This window comes from Pseudomonas sp. M2 (genome assembly GCF_015751845.1).
Classification (GTDB): Bacteria; Pseudomonadota; Gammaproteobacteria; order Pseudomonadales; family Pseudomonadaceae; genus Aquipseudomonas; species Aquipseudomonas putida_E.
Genome location: NZ_JADOUD010000001.1, coordinates 2388210 through 2404417, shown reverse-complemented (window position 1 = coordinate 2404417; position 16208 = coordinate 2388210). Strand labels below are relative to the sequence as shown.

The window sequence follows — 16208 nt, the reverse complement described above, 5'->3', positions numbered from 1 at the left end:
ATTGGCCTCTTGGCCGCCGATGCTTATTCCACCGTCACCGACTTAGCCAAGTTACGCGGCTGGTCAACATCAGTGCCCTTGAGCACCGCCACGTAGTACGACAGCAACTGCAGTGGAATGGTGTACAGGATCGGTGCCAGCGCGTCAGCGATGTGCGGTACCTTGATTACATGGGTACCTTCGCCGTTGCTCATACCGGCGTGCTCATCGGCGAACACCACCAGCTCACCACCCCGGGCGCGGACTTCCTGCAGGTTCGACTTGAGCTTCTCCAGTAGCTCGTTGTTCGGCGCTACAGTAACCACCGGCATGTCGTTATCCACAAGCGCCAGCGGGCCATGCTTGAGCTCACCCGCAGGGTACGCTTCGGCGTGGATGTAGGAAATCTCTTTGAGCTTGAGCGCACCCTCCATCGCAACCGGGTACTGCGCACCACGGCCCAGGAACAGGGTGTGGTGCTTGTCGGCGAACAGCTCGGCGATCTTTTCGACGGTGTGGTCCATGGCCAGGGCTTCGCCCAGGCGTGCCGGCAGGCGACGCAGCTCTTCGACCAGCTCCGCTTCCACACCAGCCTCGAGGGTGCCACGCACCTGGCCCAGGGCCAGGGTCAGCAGCATCAGCGATACCAGCTGGGTAGTGAACGCCTTGGTCGACGCCACGCCGATTTCCGGGCCGGCCAGTGTCAGCAGGGTCAGGTCGGATTCGCGTACCAGCGAGCTGATACCCACGTTGCAGATGGCCAGGCTGCCGAGGAAGCCCAGTTCCTTGGCATTGCGCAGGGCAGCGAGGGTGTCGGCAGTTTCGCCAGACTGGGAAATCGAAACGAACAGGGTGTCCGGCTGGACCACCACCTTGCGGTAGCGGAACTCACTGGCGACTTCGACCTGGCAAGGGATGCCGGCCAAGCTTTCCAGCCAGTACCGGGCAACCATGCCTGCGTGGTAGCTGGTACCACAGGCCACGATCTGCACGTTGCGCACCTTGGCGAACAGTTCAGCAGCCTGTGGGCCAAAGGCCTGGACCAGCACATGGTCCTTGCCCAGGCGGCCTTCCAGAGTGCGCTGAACCACGGTCGGCTGCTCGTGAATCTCCTTGAGCATGAAGTGGCGATATGCGCCCTTGTCAGCGGCTTCGGCGCCTTCGTGATACTGCACGGTTTCGCGCTGGACCGCGTTGCCGGCCTGATCCCAGACCTTCACCTGGTCACGGCGGATCTCAGCGATGTCGCCCTCCTCCAGGTACATGAAGCGGTCAGTGACCTGGCGCAGCGCCAACTGGTCGGAAGCCAGGAAATTCTCACCATGGCCAAGGCCAATCACCAACGGGCTGCCACTGCGCGCGGCAACCAGACGATCGGGTTGTTTCACGCTGATCAGCGCCAGGCCATAGGCACCGTGCAGGCGCTTGACCGCTGACTTCAGTGCGTCCGCCAGGTCCGGGATGGTCTTGAGGGTATGGTGGATCAGGTGGACGATAACCTCGGTATCGGTTTGCGAAACGAACACATAGCCAAGGCCTTTGAGCTCTTCGCGCAGCTCTTCATGGTTTTCGATGATGCCGTTGTGTACCACTGCCACTTCTTCACCCGAGAAATGCGGGTGCGCATTGCCCTCGGTCGGTGCGCCGTGGGTAGCCCAACGGGTGTGGGCAATGCCCAACTGGCCGATCAGCGGGTCGGCAGCGTTGGCAGCGTCCAGTTCAGCGACCTTGCCGATGCGGCGCCGGCGCTGCAGTTCACCTTGCTGGGTATAAACGGCAAGGCCGGCGCTGTCGTAGCCGCGGTACTCGAGCCGCTTGAGGCCTTCGATGAGAATGGCGGTGATGTTGCGTTCAGCTACGGCGCCAACGATTCCACACATGATTATTTCTCCTGGCTGATCGCGGCGCAGATCAGGTTGACGCCGCGGGCTTGAATCTGTTCGCGTGCCGCTGCTGGCAGGCGTTCGTCTGTAATGAGGGTGCTGACACTGCCCCAAGGCAGTTCAAGATTGGGGATCTTGCGCCCGACCTTGTCGGATTCGACCATCACGATCACCTCGCGGGCCACTTCGGCCATGACTCGGCTCAGGCCCAGCAGCTCATTGAAAGTCGTGGTGCCGCGGTTGAGGTCGATGCCATCTGCGCCGATGAACAACTGGTCGAAATCGTATGAGCGCAGTACCTGCTCGGCGACCTGGCCCTGGAACGACTCGGAGTGCGGGTCCCAGGTGCCGCCGGTCATCAGCAGTACCGGTTCATGCTCAAGCTCGCTAATGGCGCGGGCCACGTTCAAAGAGTTGGTCATCACCACCAGGCCTGGCTGGCGGCCGAGCTCCGGGATCATCGCGGCAGTAGTGCTGCCACTGTCGATGATGATCCGCGCGTGTTCACGGATACGGCCGACAGCAGCGCGGGCGATGGCTTTCTTGTAGGCAGACACTGGCTGTGCGGTTTCCCCAAGCATCTCCTGCGGAACCGGTACCGCGCCGCCGTAGCGACGCAGCAGCAAGCCATTGGCCTCTAGGGCCGCGAGGTCCTTGCGTATGGTGACTTCCGACGTTTCAAAGCGCTTGGCCAACGCGTCCACACTGACCTCACCTTGCTCGCTGAGCATGGCCAGGATGTTGTGACGGCGTTGGGGGGTATTTCGTTTCGACATGGGCGCTTAAGTTTCGATTCGAAAGATAATGATTGCAATCAAAACCTATGAGAGAGATTTCGTCAAGGCTGTCGATCTGAAAAATCACCGGCCTGTGGATAAATAAATACCACCGATCGCGGTGCAGCGGCTTGCCCCTCCGATGCCTTTACAGCCAATAAAAAAGCCGACTTATTCACACAAGTCGGCTTTCGATCGAACGGGCTGTGGATAATCAGCCCTTCTTGATCTTCTCCGGCCGCTTCCAGCCATCGATGTTACGCTGACGCGCACGTCCCACGGCAAGTTGCCCAGCCTCGACAGTCTGGGTAATCGTCGAACCCGCCGCAGTTGTGGCCCCCGCCTTGATATCCACAGGCGCCACCAACGAGTTGTTCGAACCGATGAACACATCCTCGCCCATCACAGTCTTGAACTTGTTGGCACCATCGTAATTGCACGTGATGGTGCCAGCACCAATATTGGTGCGTGCCCCGATCTCGGCATCACCCAGGTAGCTCAAGTGACCCGCTTTGGCGCCTTCACCCAGGTGGGCATTCTTCAGTTCGACAAAGTTACCCACATGGGCCTTGGCATCCAGCACGCTGCCCGGGCGCAGGCGCGCGAACGGGCCGGCATCGCTACCCTCGCCCATCACGGCGCCTTCAATATGGCTGTTGGCCTTGACCACCACGCCTTTGCGCAGGGTGCTGTCCTTGATCACGCAGTTAGGCCCAATCTGAACGTCGTCCTCGATCACGACCTTGCCTTCGAGGATGACGTTGATATCGATCAGCACATCGCGACCAACGGTCACTTCACCACGCACGTCGAAACGAGCCGGGTCACGCAGGGTCACACCCTGTGCCATCAATCGTCGGCCTTCGCGCAGTTGATAGTGGCGCTCGAGTTCGGATAGCTGGCGCCGGTCATTGGCACCCTGCACTTCCATCGGGTCGTGCGGTTGTTCGGTAGCCACCACCAGGCCATCAGCCACTGCCATGGCGATGACGTCGGTCAGGTAATACTCACCTTGGGCGTTGTTGTTCGACAAACGCCCCATCCAGTCGGCAAGGCGAGCGGCTGGCAGGGCCAGGATGCCGGTATTGCCTTCCTTGATCGCTTTCTGCACATCGCTGGCGTCCTTGTGCTCGACGATCGCAGTCACCTTGCCTTGGGCATCACGCACAATGCGCCCGTAGCCGGTCGGGTCTTGCAGGTTAACGGTGAGCAGGCCCAGCTGCTGGTCGGTGGCCTTGGCCAGCAGGCGTTGCAGGGTTTCCACTTCAATCAGCGGTACGTCGCCATACAGCACCAGCACCGTGTCGGCAGTGATCGCCGGCAGCGCTTGGGCAACGGCATGCCCGGTACCCAGTTGCTTGTCCTGCATAACGAAATTCAGGTCGTCGGCTGCCAGGCGCTCACGCACCTGCTCCGCACCATGGCCAATCACTACGTGAATGCCTTGAGGCTGAAGCTGCCGTGCGCTGTGGATAACATGGCCGAGCATGGAATTGCCGGCCACCGGGTGCAGCACCTTGGGCAGCGCCGAGCGCATGCGGGTACCTTGGCCGGCGGCGAGAATAACGATATCGAGTGACATTGACTGGCTACCAATCCTGGGCGGTCAGAGAAATGACCGAGGGGGAATTCGGAAAAAGAAAAAGGGTAGCCGAGGCTACCCTTTTACTCAATCGCAACAGCAGTGATCAGCCGGGGCCGATTACTTGCCTTTGCGCATTTGCTGGACGGTACGCAGCTGAGCTGCGGCCTCGGCCAGACGTGCGGCGGCGGCGCCGTAATCGAAGTCCGCGCCTTTCAGACTCAGGGCGTTCTCGGCAGCCTTGAGGGCTTCCTGAGCCTGAGCTTCATCCAGGTCTGTAGCACGTTGCACGGTATCGGCAAGCACCTTGACCATGTTCGGCTGAACCTCGAGGAAACCACCAGAGATGTAATACACCTCTTGGGCGCCACCCTGCTTGGTCAGCGTGATCGGACCTGGCTTCAGATTGGTGATCAGAGGCGCGTGGCCTGGAGCGATACCAAGATCACCCAGGTTACCGTGCGCAACCACCATCTCGACCAGACCGGAGAAAATCTCTCCTTCCGCGCTGACGATATCGCAATGGACTGTCATAGCCATCTGCTTGCCTCAACCTGATAGCGCCCCTTGCGGGGCGCAGGAATTACAGTTTCTTGGCTTTCTCGATCGCTTCGTCGATGCTGCCGACCATGTAGAACGCTTGTTCTGGCAGGTGGTCGTAGTCACCTTTGAGGATGCCGCTGAAGCCAGCGATGGTGTCTTTCAGGGAAACGTACTTACCTGGCGAACCGGTGAAAACTTCGGCCACGAAGAACGGCTGCGACAGGAAGCGCTGGATCTTACGAGCGCGGGCTACCAGTTGCTTGTCGGTCTCGGACAGTTCGTCCATACCCAGGATCGCAATAATGTCCTTCAGCTCTTTGTAGCGCTGCAGAACATACTGAACGCCACGAGCAGTGTCGTAGTGCTCATTGCCGATCACGTTCGGGTCCAGCTGACGCGAAGTCGAGTCCAGTGGGTCGACCGCTGGGTAGATACCCAGGGAGGCGATGTCACGGGACAGAACGACGGTGGCGTCCAGGTGGGCGAAGGTGGTCGCTGGCGACGGGTCGGTCAAGTCGTCCGCTGGTACGTATACGGCCTGGACGGAGGTGATCGAACCTTCCTTGGTGGAGGTGATGCGCTCTTGCAGAACGCCCATCTCTTCAGCCAGGGTCGGCTGGTAACCTACTGCCGAAGGCATACGGCCCAGCAGTGCGGATACTTCGGTACCGGCCAGGGTGTAACGATAGATGTTGTCGACGAACAGCAGAACGTCGTTACCTTCGTCACGGAACTTCTCAGCCATGGTCAGGCCGGTCAGCGCTACGCGCAGACGGTTTCCTGGTGGCTCGTTCATCTGACCGTAGACCAAGGCTACTTTGTCGAGAACGTTGGAGTCCTTCATCTCGTGGTAGAAGTCGTTACCCTCACGAGTACGCTCACCCACACCAGCGAACACGGAGTAACCGCTGTGTTCCATGGCGATGTTACGGATCAGTTCCATCATGTTTACGGTCTTGCCGACACCGGCACCACCGAACAGACCAACCTTACCACCCTTGGCGAACGGGCAAACCAGGTCGATAACCTTGATGCCGGTTTCCAGCAGGTCGTTGCCGCCTGCCTGGTCAGCGAACGAAGGCGCTGGCTGGTGGATACCGCGACGCTCTTCTTCGCCGATCGGGCCGGCTTCGTCGATCGGGTTGCCCAGTACGTCCATGATACGGCCCAGGGTGGCCTTACCAACAGGAACGGAAATGGCAGCACCGGTGTCGACGACATCCAGACCGCGCTTCAGGCCTTCGGTCGAGCCCATCGCAATGGTACGAACCACGCCGTCGCCCAGCTGCTGCTGAACTTCCAGGGTGGTTTCCGCGCCTTGTACTTTCAGCGCGTTGTATACACTCGGCACGACGTCACGTGGGAATTCCACGTCGATGACGGCGCCGATGATTTGAACGATACGTCCGCTACTCATAGCTGGATCCTCTGAATATGTGAACCGTTAAACCGCGGCAGCGCCGCCGACGATTTCCGAGATCTCCTGGGTGATCGCAGCCTGACGCGCCTTGTTGTAGATCAGCTGGAGCTCTTTGATCAAATCACCGGCGTTGTCTGTGGCGTTCTTCATCGCGATCATCCGGGCCGCTTGTTCAGCAGCGTTGTTCTCGACCACCGCCTGGTATACCTGCGACTCCACGTAACGCACCATCAAGCCGTCCAGCAGCTCTTTTGCGTCGGGTTCGTACAGGTAATCCCAGTGGTGCTTGAGTTCCTGATCCGGGGTTGCCACCAACGGTACCAATTGCTCGACCGTCGGCTTCTGGGTCATGGTATTGATGAACTTGTTCGAAACCACGCAGAGGCGATCGATACGGCCGTCCAGGTAGGCGTCCAGCATCACTTTGACGGAGCCGATCAGATCGTTGATCGATGGCTCTTCGCCCAAGTGGCTGATCGCGGCTACGACGTTGCCGCCAAAGATGCGGAAGAAAGTCGCACCCTTGCTGCCGATCACGCACAGGTCGATTTCCACGCCCTGTTCGCGGTTCGCGTTCATGTCCTTGACCAGGGCCTTGAACAGGTTGGTATTCAAGCCACCGCACAGACCACGGTCACTGCTCACCACAATATAACCGGCACGCTTTACAGGGCGCTCGATCATGAAGGGGTGGCGGTATTCCGGGTTGGCGTTGGCCAGATGACCGATCACCTGGCGGATACGCTCCGCGTAAGGACGGCTAGCAGCCATGCGCATTTGTGCCTTGCGCATCTTGCTGACCGCCACTTTCTCCATGGCGCTGGTAATTTTTTGCGTGCTTTTGATGCTCGCAATCTTACTGCGAATCTCTTTTGCGCCTGCCATGTATCACCTATCAGGTTAGCAAGCGGGGGCCTGAGCCCCCGCTGCGGCTTACCAGGTCTGGGTGGCCTTGAACTTCTCGATACCGGCTTTCAGGCCTGCGTCGATTTCGTCGTTGAAGTCACCCTTCACATTGATCTTCGCCATCAGTTCAGCGTGATCACGGTTGAAGAAGGCGATCAGTGCTTGCTCGAAGCTGCCGATCTTGGAGACTTCTACGTCAGTCAGGAAACCACGCTCAGCGGCGTACAGCGACAGGGCCATGTCCGCGATGGACATTGGCGCGTACTGCTTCTGCTTCATCAGCTCGGTAACGCGCTGACCATGCTCCAGCTGCTTGCGGGTCGCTTCGTCCAGATCGGAGGCGAACTGGGCGAATGCAGCCAGTTCACGGTACTGAGCCAGAGCGGTACGAATACCACCGGACAGCTTCTTGATGATCTTGGTCTGAGCAGCACCACCTACGCGGGATACCGAAACACCGGCGTTCACTGCAGGGCGGATGCCCGAGTTGAACATGGCCGATTCCAGGAAGATCTGACCGTCGGTGATGGAAATCACGTTGGTCGGAACGAACGCGGAAACGTCGCCAGCCTGAGTTTCGATGATCGGCAGCGCAGTCAGGGAACCGGTTTTGCCAGTTACAGCACCGTTGGTGAACTTCTCGACGTACTCTTCCGAAACGCGCGATGCACGCTCCAGCAGACGGGAGTGGAGATAGAACACGTCGCCTGGGTACGCTTCACGTCCTGGTGGACGGCGCAGCAGCAGGGAGATCTGACGGTAGGCAACGGCCTGCTTGGACAGGTCATCGTAAACGATCAGTGCGTCTTCGCCGCGGTCACGGAAGAACTCGCCCATGGTGCAACCGGCGTATGGCGCCAGGAATTGCAGTGCGGCGGATTCCGAAGCACTGGCAACCACCACGATGGTGTTGGCCAGGGCGCCGTTTTCTTCCAGCTTGCGAACGATGTTGGCAACGGTGGAACGCTTCTGGCCGACAGCAACATAAACGCAGAAAATACCGGAGTCTTTCTGGTTGATGATGGCGTCGATGGCCATGGCGGTCTTGCCGATCTGACGGTCACCGATGATCAGCTCACGCTGGCCACGGCCGACCGGGATCATGGCGTCGACGGACTTGTAGCCAGTCTGTACAGGCTGGTCTACCGACTTACGCCAGATCACGCCTGGAGCAACTTTCTCGACCGCGTCGGTCTCGGTGTTGCCCAGAGGACCTTTGCCATCGATCGGGTTGCCCAGTGCGTCGACTACGCGGCCCAGCAGTTCCTTACCAACCGGAACTTCCAGGATGCGGCCGGTGCACTTGGCGCTCATGCCTTCGGCGAGGGTGTCATAGGCACCCAGGATCACTGCACCTACGGAGTCTTGCTCCAGGTTCAGGGCCATGCCGTAGACGCCGCCAGGGAACTCGATCATTTCGCCGTACATGACGTCGGCCAGACCGTGGATCCGCACGATACCGTCGGAAACCGAAACGACGGTACCTTCGTTACGGGCTTGGGAGCTCACATCGAGGTTGTCGATGCGGCCCTTGATGATTTCACTAATTTCGGAAGGATTGAGTTGCTGCATTGCTCTGCTGCCCCTTCAAACTCAAGATTTCAATGCTTCGGCCAGTTTCGCGATTTTGCCGCGAACAGAGCCATCGATTACCAGGTCACCAGCGCGGATGACGACGCCGCCAATCAGGCTGGCATCCTCCGACGCGTGCAGGCGCACTTCCTGGCCTAACCGTGCACTGAGAACCTTGGCGAGTTTGTCTTGCTGTTCTTGGTTCAACGCGAAGGCACTGGTGACTTCCACGTCCACGGATTTCTCTTGCTCGGCCTTGTACAGGTCGAACAGAGCGGCAATCTCCGGCAGAAGCAGGAGACGGTCGTTTTCCGCGGCAACATGAATGAAATTCTGTGCCTGTGCATTGAACTTGTCACCGCACACGTCAATGAACGTGGCGGCCTTTTCTGCGCTCGTCAGTCGCGGGGCCTTGAGCAGGCGCTGCATGGTGTCGTCTTGCGACACCGCAGCAGCCAGGCCGAGCATGGCTGACCAATTGGCCAGTTGCTGATGGGCCTGGGCATGCTCAAAGGCAGCCTTAGCGTAAGGTCGGGCCAACGTGGTCAGTTCTGCCATGATCGCCCTCGCTTAAATTTCAGCGGCCAGTTTGTTAACCAGCTCCGCATGCGCGTTTTGATCGATTGTGGCGCCAAGGATCTTTTCAGCACCACCAACGGCCAGGGCACCCACTTGGGCACGCAGGGCGTCTTTGGCACTGTTCAGTTCCTGTTCGATCTCGGCCAGAGCCTGAGCCTTCACACGGTCAGCTTCGACGCGGGCCTGTTCACGGGCTTCCTCGACAAGCTGAGCAGCGCGTTTCTTGCTTTGCTCAATGATTTCGGCTGCCTGTGCTTTAGCTTCACGCAGTTGCTGACCCGCTTTCTCTTGGGCCAGCTCCAGGTCGCGAGCTGCGCGGTTGGCAGCGTCCAAGCCGTCGGCAATCTTCTTTTGGCGCTCTTGCAGAGCAGTGATGACCGGAGGCCATACATACTTCATGCAGAAGAGTACAAAAATCAGGAAAGCAACGGATTGGCCAATCAGGGTTGCATTAATGTTCACGCCAACACCTCGCTCGGTCTTAATTCATACAGCCATCAACTCGTGGATACGAGTGATTAGCCGGCGATCTGACCAACGAACGGATTCGCGAAGGTGAAGAACAGAGCGATACCAACACCGATCATGGTTACGGCGTCGAGCAGACCGGCAACGATGAACATTTTGACCTGCAGCATCGGAACCATCTCAGGCTGACGAGCAGCGCCTTCCAGGAATTTGCCGCCCAGCAGGCCGAAACCAATGGCGGTACCCAGAGCACCCAGGCCGATCAGCAGAGCAACAGCGATAGCGGTCAGACCAACTACAGTTTCCATCTTTCCTCCCGACTTTTACGTCGTATTGGTTAGGTTTTTAGTTTGAAGCGGTAAAACAAATCGTTTGGAACAGCTGCCCTTGCGGACTTTTAAAGCCCTCCCCCCAAACGAGCGGGGAAGGCTATCAGACACGCCAGGCGGTCTTAATGGTTATCTTCGTGAGCCATCGACAGGTAGACGATGGTAAGCATCATGAAGATGAAAGCTTGCAGGGTGATGATCAGGATGTGGAACACAGCCCACGCCCACTGCAGCACCACACCCAGGCCGCTCAGCCACAGAAGGCCGGAGCCGAACATCACGGCGATCAGGATGAACACCAGCTCGCCGGCGTACATGTTGCCGAACAGTCGCAGCGCCAGCGAGATCGGCTTGGCGATCAGGGTGACGAACTCGAGCAGGAAGTTGACCGGAATCAGCAGGATCTGCACGAAGATGTTCTTGCTGCCGAACGGGTGCAGGGTCAGCTCACCGATGAAGCCGCCCAGGCCCTTGACCTTGATGCTGTAGAAGATGATCAGGGCGAACACGCAGAAGGCCATTGCCAGCGTCGCGTTCGGGTCGGTGGTCGACACGGCGCGGAACGGAATGTGCGGATCACCGGAAATCAGGATGGCCAGCTGAGGAATCCAGTCGACCGGTACCAGGTCGACGGCGTTCATCAGGAATACCCAGACGAAGATGGTCAGTGCCAGCGGTGCAATCACCGGGCTACGGCCGTGGAAGGAGTCCTTCACGCTGCCGTTGACGAAATCGACCATCACTTCGACGAAGTTCTGCAGACCGCCAGGCTGGCCGGAGGTCGCCTTCTTTGCCGCCATGCGGAAGATGAACAGGAAGATCAGACCCAGCGCGACGGACCAACCCAGGGTGTCCAGGTGGAACGCCCAGAAGCCCATTGCCTTGGCTTCTGCAGCCGAATGGGCGAAGCCCCAGCTGCCGTCTGGTAGTTGACCGTAGGTCAGGTTCTGCAAGTGGTGCTGGATATAGCCCGAAGCGGTTTCTGCTGCCATGGTTGCCTCAAACGCCCTAAGGTCTCGAAAGTCTTTTATTCATCAGCAGGGGCGCAAACCAGCTGACCAAAAGGGTCAACACGAAGACGCCGAAGACTGCTAACGGCGCCAGTGGCTTCACTCCTGCGAAGGTCAGTGCGAACAGCACTGCCGTCAAAATCATCTTGCCGGCCTCGCCTGCGTAAAACGACTTGACGATGGCCTGCGCCGCCCGGGCTCCGCTAAAGCGAAAAGCCTTCCAGGCGAAATACATATTCGGCAGCCAGGCAATCAAACCTCCGCAGAGACCTGAATATCCACTGACTGCCCCTTTCCACTGCCACAACACCAATGTTGCCAGCAGCAGCACGACAAATTGAGCCAGCAGTACCGGAAAAACCGCCCAGCGATGGAAAGGCAGGCGGTTTGGCGTGCGGATTTCCATCACAACTGCTCCTCAGAAGTCGACCAACAAGTCAGTAACGACTTGGCATAAATTGTGCCGACAAAATGCGCGCAGAGTATAGGGGTGGATTAACCCCTATTCAACTCTTGGGTAGTGATTTCCGACTGCGCGCTACAACTGGAATTGTTTCAGCGGATGTGAGCAAGGACGCCCTGCAACTCGTCGAGCGAGTTATAGCGAATAACCAGCTGGCCTTTTCCCTTGTTTCCGTGACGAATCTGCACCGCGGAGCCCAGGCGCTCTGCGAGCCGCTGTTCAAGGCGCTCGATATCCGGGTCAGGTTTGCTCGGTTCTACCGGGTCAGGTTTGCCACTGAGCCACTGGCGCACCAGTGCCTCGGTTTGGCGCACAGTCAGCCCACGTGCGACAACATGACGCGCCCCTTCTTCCTGGCGATCTTCTTCAAGACCGAGCAAAGCACGTGCGTGGCCCATCTCCAGATCACCATGGGCAAGCATGGTCTTGATCGCTTCAGGCAGCGAGATCAGGCGCAGCAGGTTGGCCACGGTAACCCGCGACTTGCCCACGGCATCGGCTACCTGCTGCTGGGTCAGTTCGAACTCCTGTTGCAGGCGCTGCAGGGCCAGGGCCTCTTCCAACGGGTTGAGGTCCTCTCGCTGGATGTTCTCGATGAGGGCCATGGCGATGGCCGCTTCATCAGGCACTTCCCGCACCATCGCCGGGACGGTGTCCAGGCCAGCCTGCTGCGTGGCCCTCCAGCGGCGCTCACCGGCAATGATCTCGTAGCGGTTGCCATCGATCGGGCGCACCACGATCGGCTGCATCACACCGTGCGTGCGAATCGAGTGCGCCAGTTCTTCCAGCGCCTGCGGATCCATGTCACGGCGCGGCTGGTATTTACCGCGCTGGATCAACTCGACCGGCAGGTGTTGCAGTTCTTTCTGGTCGATCTTGACAGCCTGCTCTTCGAGCGCGCTGACGGAAGGACCACTGAGCAGTGCATCCAACCCACGTCCGAGACCCCGTTTCTTAACGGCCATGCGGATTCCTTAAGTTGTTTGTGCAGTGCGTGATTGACGGCGTTGACGGCGAACCAGTTCCCCGGCCAGGGCCAGATAGGCCAGTGCGCCACGCGATTGCTTGTCGTAGGCCAGCGCCGGCATGCCAAAGCTCGGTGCCTCGGCCAAGCGGATGTTGCGCGGAATGACGGTATCGTAAAGCTGCTCGCCGAAGTGCTCCTTGAGCTGCGCCGATACATCGTTGTTCAGGCTAAGACGCGGGTCGTACATGGTGCGCAGCAGCCCTTCGATCTTCAGCTCCGGGTTCAGACGGGCGGCAATGCGCTTGATGTTATCCACAAGGTCGCTGAGACCTTCCAGTGCGTAATACTCGCACTGCATCGGAATGATCACGCCATCGGAGGCGACCAGGGCATTGAGCGTCAGCATCGACAGCGACGGTGGGCAATCGATGAGGATGAAGTCGTAATTCTCGCGGATAGGCGCCAGGGCGTTGCGCAGGCGGCTCTCCTTGACCTGCATTTCCAGCAGCACCACTTCCGCGGCAGTCAGGTCGCGGTTGGCCGGCAGCAACTGGAAGCCACCATGCTCGGAGTAGTGCATGGCCTGGGCAAGGTCGCATTCCCCGATCAGCAGGTCGTAGACCGAGTGTTCGAGTTCGTGTTTGTCCACACCGCTGCCCATGGTGGCGTTGCCCTGCGGATCGAGGTCGATCAGCAGCACACGACGCTTGGTCGCAGCCAGCGATGCGGCGAGATTGATACAGGTGGTGGTTTTACCCACTCCACCTTTCTGGTTCGCGATTGCGAATACCTTAGCCATTGTTGCGTGTGTTCCCAGTCATGCCTTGCGGCGCAGTATCAGCAGATGGCGCTGGCCCTGGCAACCTGGAACGGTCAGGGCCTGCTCGCTTTCCACTGTGAAGTCTGCGGGCAATGCTACCAGTTCATCGGCAGGATGCAGCCCCTTCATTGCAAGCCATTGCGTCCCGGTGTCGCCCAAGTGGCGGGTCCAGTTGGTGAAGTTCTCCATGCTGCTGAAGGCGCGAGAGATGATGCCGCTGAACGGCTGTGCTGGCTGGAAGGCCTCGACCCGGCTGTGGATAACCGTGAGGTTGTCCAGTTTCAGCTCCATCTTCACCTGGGTGAGGAAGCGGGTTTTCTTGCCGTTGGCGTCCAGCACGGTTACGCGTTTGTGCGGATGCAGGATAGCCAATGGAATCCCGGGCATGCCACCGCCGCTGCCAACATCGAGCCAGCTATCGCGATCGCTGTGGATAAAACCCATTACGCTGAGGCTGTCCAGCAGATGGCGCGAAACCATCTCGTTCGGGTCGCGCACGGCCGTCAGGTTGTAGGCTTTGTTCCATTTGATCAACAGGGCCAGGTAGCCAAGCAGCCGTTCGTGCTGCTCGGCGCTCAGCTCGACACCGAGCTGGCGTGCACCTGTGGACAACTCTTCAGCGTGTTGCGGGGTGACCAGGGAACTCAAGCGCTTTGCTCCAATTCGCGGCCAGCGCCGCGTTTTTTCAGATGTATCAACAACAGGGAAATTGCCGCTGGTGTCACGCCAGGGATCCGCGAAGCCTGGCCCAGCGTCTGCGGGCGAGTCTGGCCGAGCTTGCCCTGGATTTCCTTGGACAGGCCGGAAATCGAGGTGTAGTCGATATCCACAGGCAGGCAGGTGTCTTCACTGGCACGCAGGCGAGCGATCTCGTCCTGCTGGCGATCGATGTAGCCAGCGTACTTGGTCTTGATTTCGACCTGTTCGGCAACCTGTGGATCGATCTGTTCGCCGCCGGTCGCTTCGATCAGCCCGGCGTAGTCCACTTCCGGTCGCGCCAGCAGGTTGAGCAGGCTGTATTCGTGGCTCAGCGGGGTACCGAACTTATCCACAACGGCCTGGCCCTGCGGTGTATTCGGGCGTATCCAGGTCGATTTCAAGCGCTGTTCCTCACGCTCGATGCCGTCACGCTTGGCGCAGAACGCGGCCCAGCGCTGGTCGTCGATCAGACCAAGCTCACGACCTTTCTCGGTCAGGCGCAAGTCGGCGTTGTCTTCGCGCAGGATCAACCGGTATTCGGCCCGCGAAGTGAACATGCGGTACGGCTCCTGGGTACCCAGGGTAATCAGGTCGTCGACCAGCACTCCGATGTACGCCTCGTCACGGCGCGGGCACCAGCTTTCGCGGCCCTGCGCGCGCAGTGCGGCGTTGGTACCGGCCAGCAGGCCTTGGGCGCCGGCTTCTTCGTAACCGGTAGTGCCGTTGATCTGGCCAGCGAAGAACAAGCCACCGATAACCTTGGTCTCGAGGCTGTACTTGAGGTCACGCGGATCGAAGTAGTCGTATTCGATGGCATAGCCCGGGCGCACGATGTGCGCATTTTCCATACCGCGAATCGAGCGCACCAGCTCCAGCTGCACGTCAAACGGCAGCGAAGTGGAAATGCCGTTGGGGTACAGCTCATGGGTGGTCAGGCCTTCCGGCTCGATGAACACCTGATGGCTTTCCTTGTCGGCAAAGCGATGGATCTTGTCCTCGATCGACGGGCAGTAACGCGGGCCGACACCTTCGATGACGCCCGAGTACATCGGCGAACGGTCGAGGTTCGAAGCGATGATTTCGTGGGTACGCGCATTGGTGTGGGTAATCCAGCAGCTGACCTGACGCGGGTGCATCGCGGCGTTGCCCATGAACGACATGACCGGGATTGGTGTGTCGCCCGGCTGTTCGGTCATCACCGAAAAGTCCACCGAACGACCGTCGATACGCGGAGGTGTACCGGTTTTCAGACGACCGACGCGCAGCGGTAATTCACGCATGCGGTGGGCCAGGGCAATCGACGGTGGATCGCCAGCGCGGCCGCCGGAATGGTTCTGCAGGCCGATGTGGATAAGGCCACCCAGGAAAGTGCCGGTCGTGAGCACCACCGAATCGGCGAAGAACCGCAGCCCCATTTGCGTAACCACGCCTTTGACCTGGTCTTGCTCGACGATCAGGTCGTCACAGGACTGCTGGAATATCCACAGATTTGGCTGGTTTTCCAGGATTTCGCGAACCACGGCCTTGTAGATGGCGCGGTCGGCCTGTGCACGGGTGGCGCGAACAGCCGGGCCCTTGCGGTTGTTCAACACGCGAAACTGGATGCCGCTCTTGTCAGTGGCCAGTGCCATGGCACCGCCGAGCGCATCGATCTCTTTGACCAGATGGCTTTTACCGATGCCACCGATGGCCGGGTTGCAGCTCATGTGACCGAGGGTTTCCACGTTATGGGTCAGCAGCAGGGTTTTCACACCCATGCGTGCAGACGCAAGCGCAGCCTCGGTACCGGCATGGCCGCCGCCGATGACGATCACTTCAAAACGGGAAGGGAAATCCACCACGCACCTCGTGCCTGTTTTTGCGAATAGAGAAGGTAAGCGGACAAGTATAGGGACTTCACCCCCTCTAAAGAAACCTTTTGCGCAAATTTTGACCAGGCTGTGGATGAGTGGCTGATAACAGAAACTAGAGAGAAGAAATTTAAAAAAGCTTTGTTTTTATGTTTATTCTTATGCACGCACCAATCTGTGGATAACGTTCTACATCCCTCTGGATTCGCCATGTAGAAGAAAATTAAACCCTGTGGTTGGAGTGCCATGAGGGCTATGGATAACCGGATTTAACCTGTGGATGAAATGCCTACTTACCCACAGGGCAGGTTTTCCTCAGAAAAAAAGCATGCTTATCAACGGAGCTGAAGCCGACTTTTCCA

At 58.9% G+C, this 16208-nt stretch carries 16 protein-coding genes; all 16 read right to left on the bottom strand.

Annotation, left to right across the window (positions count from 1 at the left end; translation table 11 throughout):
* Positions 1 to 23: 23 nt before the first annotated feature.
* Positions 24 to 1859: a glutamine--fructose-6-phosphate transaminase (isomerizing) gene (glmS, locus tag IWW33_RS11230; protein WP_046786781.1), complete on the bottom strand. Its 1836-nt coding sequence runs from the start codon at positions 1857 to 1859 to the stop codon at positions 24 to 26.
* Positions 1860 to 1861: 2 nt separating this feature from the next.
* The gene (locus IWW33_RS11225) at positions 1862 to 2638 is read right to left on the bottom strand and encodes a DeoR family transcriptional regulator (RefSeq protein ID WP_039602579.1); all 777 of its coding nucleotides are present in this window, start codon (positions 2636 to 2638) and stop codon (positions 1862 to 1864) included.
* 214 nt (positions 2639 to 2852) lie between these two features.
* On the bottom strand, positions 2853 to 4220 hold the full coding sequence (gene glmU / locus IWW33_RS11220) for a bifunctional UDP-N-acetylglucosamine diphosphorylase/glucosamine-1-phosphate N-acetyltransferase GlmU (protein WP_174141102.1): 1368 nt from the start codon (positions 4218 to 4220) through the stop codon (positions 2853 to 2855).
* A gap of 120 nt (positions 4221 to 4340) precedes the next feature.
* Positions 4341 to 4760, bottom strand: coding sequence for a F0F1 ATP synthase subunit epsilon (locus tag IWW33_RS11215; protein ID WP_012316945.1), 420 nt, complete (start codon positions 4758 to 4760; stop codon positions 4341 to 4343).
* Positions 4761 to 4803: 43 nt separating this feature from the next.
* Positions 4804 to 6180 (bottom strand): F0F1 ATP synthase subunit beta, encoded by a 1377-nt coding sequence (gene atpD / locus IWW33_RS11210; protein ID WP_016489910.1) that lies wholly within the window; start codon positions 6178 to 6180, stop codon positions 4804 to 4806.
* Between the two features lie 27 nt (positions 6181 to 6207).
* A complete protein-coding gene (atpG, locus tag IWW33_RS11205) occupies positions 6208 to 7068 on the bottom strand; it encodes a F0F1 ATP synthase subunit gamma (protein ID WP_046786783.1) in 861 nt (286 codons plus the stop codon).
* Between the two features lie 48 nt (positions 7069 to 7116).
* Positions 7117 to 8661, bottom strand: a complete 1545-nt coding sequence (atpA, locus tag IWW33_RS11200) for a F0F1 ATP synthase subunit alpha (protein ID WP_021785310.1) — start codon at positions 8659 to 8661, stop codon at positions 7117 to 7119.
* A gap of 21 nt (positions 8662 to 8682) precedes the next feature.
* Positions 8683 to 9219, bottom strand: a complete 537-nt coding sequence (locus tag IWW33_RS11195) for a F0F1 ATP synthase subunit delta (RefSeq protein WP_003253191.1) — start codon at positions 9217 to 9219, stop codon at positions 8683 to 8685.
* Between the two features lie 12 nt (positions 9220 to 9231).
* A complete protein-coding gene (locus tag IWW33_RS11190; RefSeq protein WP_003253189.1) occupies positions 9232 to 9702 on the bottom strand; it encodes a F0F1 ATP synthase subunit B in 471 nt (156 codons plus the stop codon).
* Positions 9703 to 9758: 56 nt separating this feature from the next.
* On the bottom strand, positions 9759 to 10016 hold the full coding sequence (atpE, locus tag IWW33_RS11185) for a F0F1 ATP synthase subunit C (RefSeq protein WP_003097235.1): 258 nt from the start codon (positions 10014 to 10016) through the stop codon (positions 9759 to 9761).
* Between the two features lie 143 nt (positions 10017 to 10159).
* Positions 10160 to 11029 carry a F0F1 ATP synthase subunit A gene (gene atpB / locus IWW33_RS11180; protein ID WP_003260030.1) on the bottom strand — a complete coding sequence of 290 codons (870 nt, stop codon included), beginning with the start codon at positions 11027 to 11029 and terminating at the stop codon, positions 10160 to 10162.
* 16 nt (positions 11030 to 11045) lie between these two features.
* Entirely contained in the window at positions 11046 to 11453 is a 408-nt protein-coding gene (locus IWW33_RS11175) for a F0F1 ATP synthase subunit I (protein ID WP_012316950.1), read from the bottom strand.
* Between the two features lie 149 nt (positions 11454 to 11602).
* Positions 11603 to 12475, bottom strand: a complete 873-nt coding sequence (locus IWW33_RS11170; protein ID WP_046786784.1) for a ParB/RepB/Spo0J family partition protein — start codon at positions 12473 to 12475, stop codon at positions 11603 to 11605.
* 9 nt (positions 12476 to 12484) lie between these two features.
* Positions 12485 to 13276, bottom strand: coding sequence for a ParA family protein (locus tag IWW33_RS11165; RefSeq protein ID WP_012316952.1), 792 nt, complete (start codon positions 13274 to 13276; stop codon positions 12485 to 12487).
* Between the two features lie 18 nt (positions 13277 to 13294).
* Complete coding sequence (gene rsmG / locus IWW33_RS11160) at positions 13295 to 13945, bottom strand: 16S rRNA (guanine(527)-N(7))-methyltransferase RsmG (protein ID WP_119688003.1); 651 nt, start codon at positions 13943 to 13945, stop codon at positions 13295 to 13297.
* Positions 13942 to 15834: a tRNA uridine-5-carboxymethylaminomethyl(34) synthesis enzyme MnmG gene (mnmG, locus tag IWW33_RS11155; RefSeq protein ID WP_174141101.1), complete on the bottom strand. Its 1893-nt coding sequence runs from the start codon at positions 15832 to 15834 to the stop codon at positions 13942 to 13944. Before mnmG ends, rsmG begins: the two co-directional genes overlap by 4 nt.
* Between the last annotated feature and the right edge of the window lie 374 nt (positions 15835 to 16208).

Coding starts and splice junctions, on each gene's coding strand:
- glmS (WP_046786781.1), bottom strand. CDS start 1,859: ATGTGTGGAATCGTTGGCGCCGTAGCTGAACGCAACATCACCGCCATT.
- IWW33_RS11225 (WP_039602579.1), bottom strand. CDS start 2,638: ATGTCGAAACGAAATACCCCCCAACGCCGTCACAACATCCTGGCCATG.
- glmU (WP_174141102.1), bottom strand. CDS start 4,220: ATGTCACTCGATATCGTTATTCTCGCCGCCGGCCAAGGTACCCGCATG.
- IWW33_RS11215 (WP_012316945.1), bottom strand. CDS start 4,760: ATGGCTATGACAGTCCATTGCGATATCGTCAGCGCGGAAGGAGAGATT.
- atpD (WP_016489910.1), bottom strand. CDS start 6,180: ATGAGTAGCGGACGTATCGTTCAAATCATCGGCGCCGTCATCGACGTG.
- atpG (WP_046786783.1), bottom strand. CDS start 7,068: ATGGCAGGCGCAAAAGAGATTCGCAGTAAGATTGCGAGCATCAAAAGC.
- atpA (WP_021785310.1), bottom strand. CDS start 8,661: ATGCAGCAACTCAATCCTTCCGAAATTAGTGAAATCATCAAGGGCCGC.
- IWW33_RS11195 (WP_003253191.1), bottom strand. CDS start 9,219: ATGGCAGAACTGACCACGTTGGCCCGACCTTACGCTAAGGCTGCCTTT.
- atpE (WP_003097235.1), bottom strand. CDS start 10,016: ATGGAAACTGTAGTTGGTCTGACCGCTATCGCTGTTGCTCTGCTGATC.
- atpB (WP_003260030.1), bottom strand. CDS start 11,029: ATGGCAGCAGAAACCGCTTCGGGCTATATCCAGCACCACTTGCAGAAC.
- IWW33_RS11175 (WP_012316950.1), bottom strand. CDS start 11,453: ATGGAAATCCGCACGCCAAACCGCCTGCCTTTCCATCGCTGGGCGGTT.
- IWW33_RS11170 (WP_046786784.1), bottom strand. CDS start 12,475: ATGGCCGTTAAGAAACGGGGTCTCGGACGTGGGTTGGATGCACTGCTC.
- IWW33_RS11165 (WP_012316952.1), bottom strand. CDS start 13,276: ATGGCTAAGGTATTCGCAATCGCGAACCAGAAAGGTGGAGTGGGTAAA.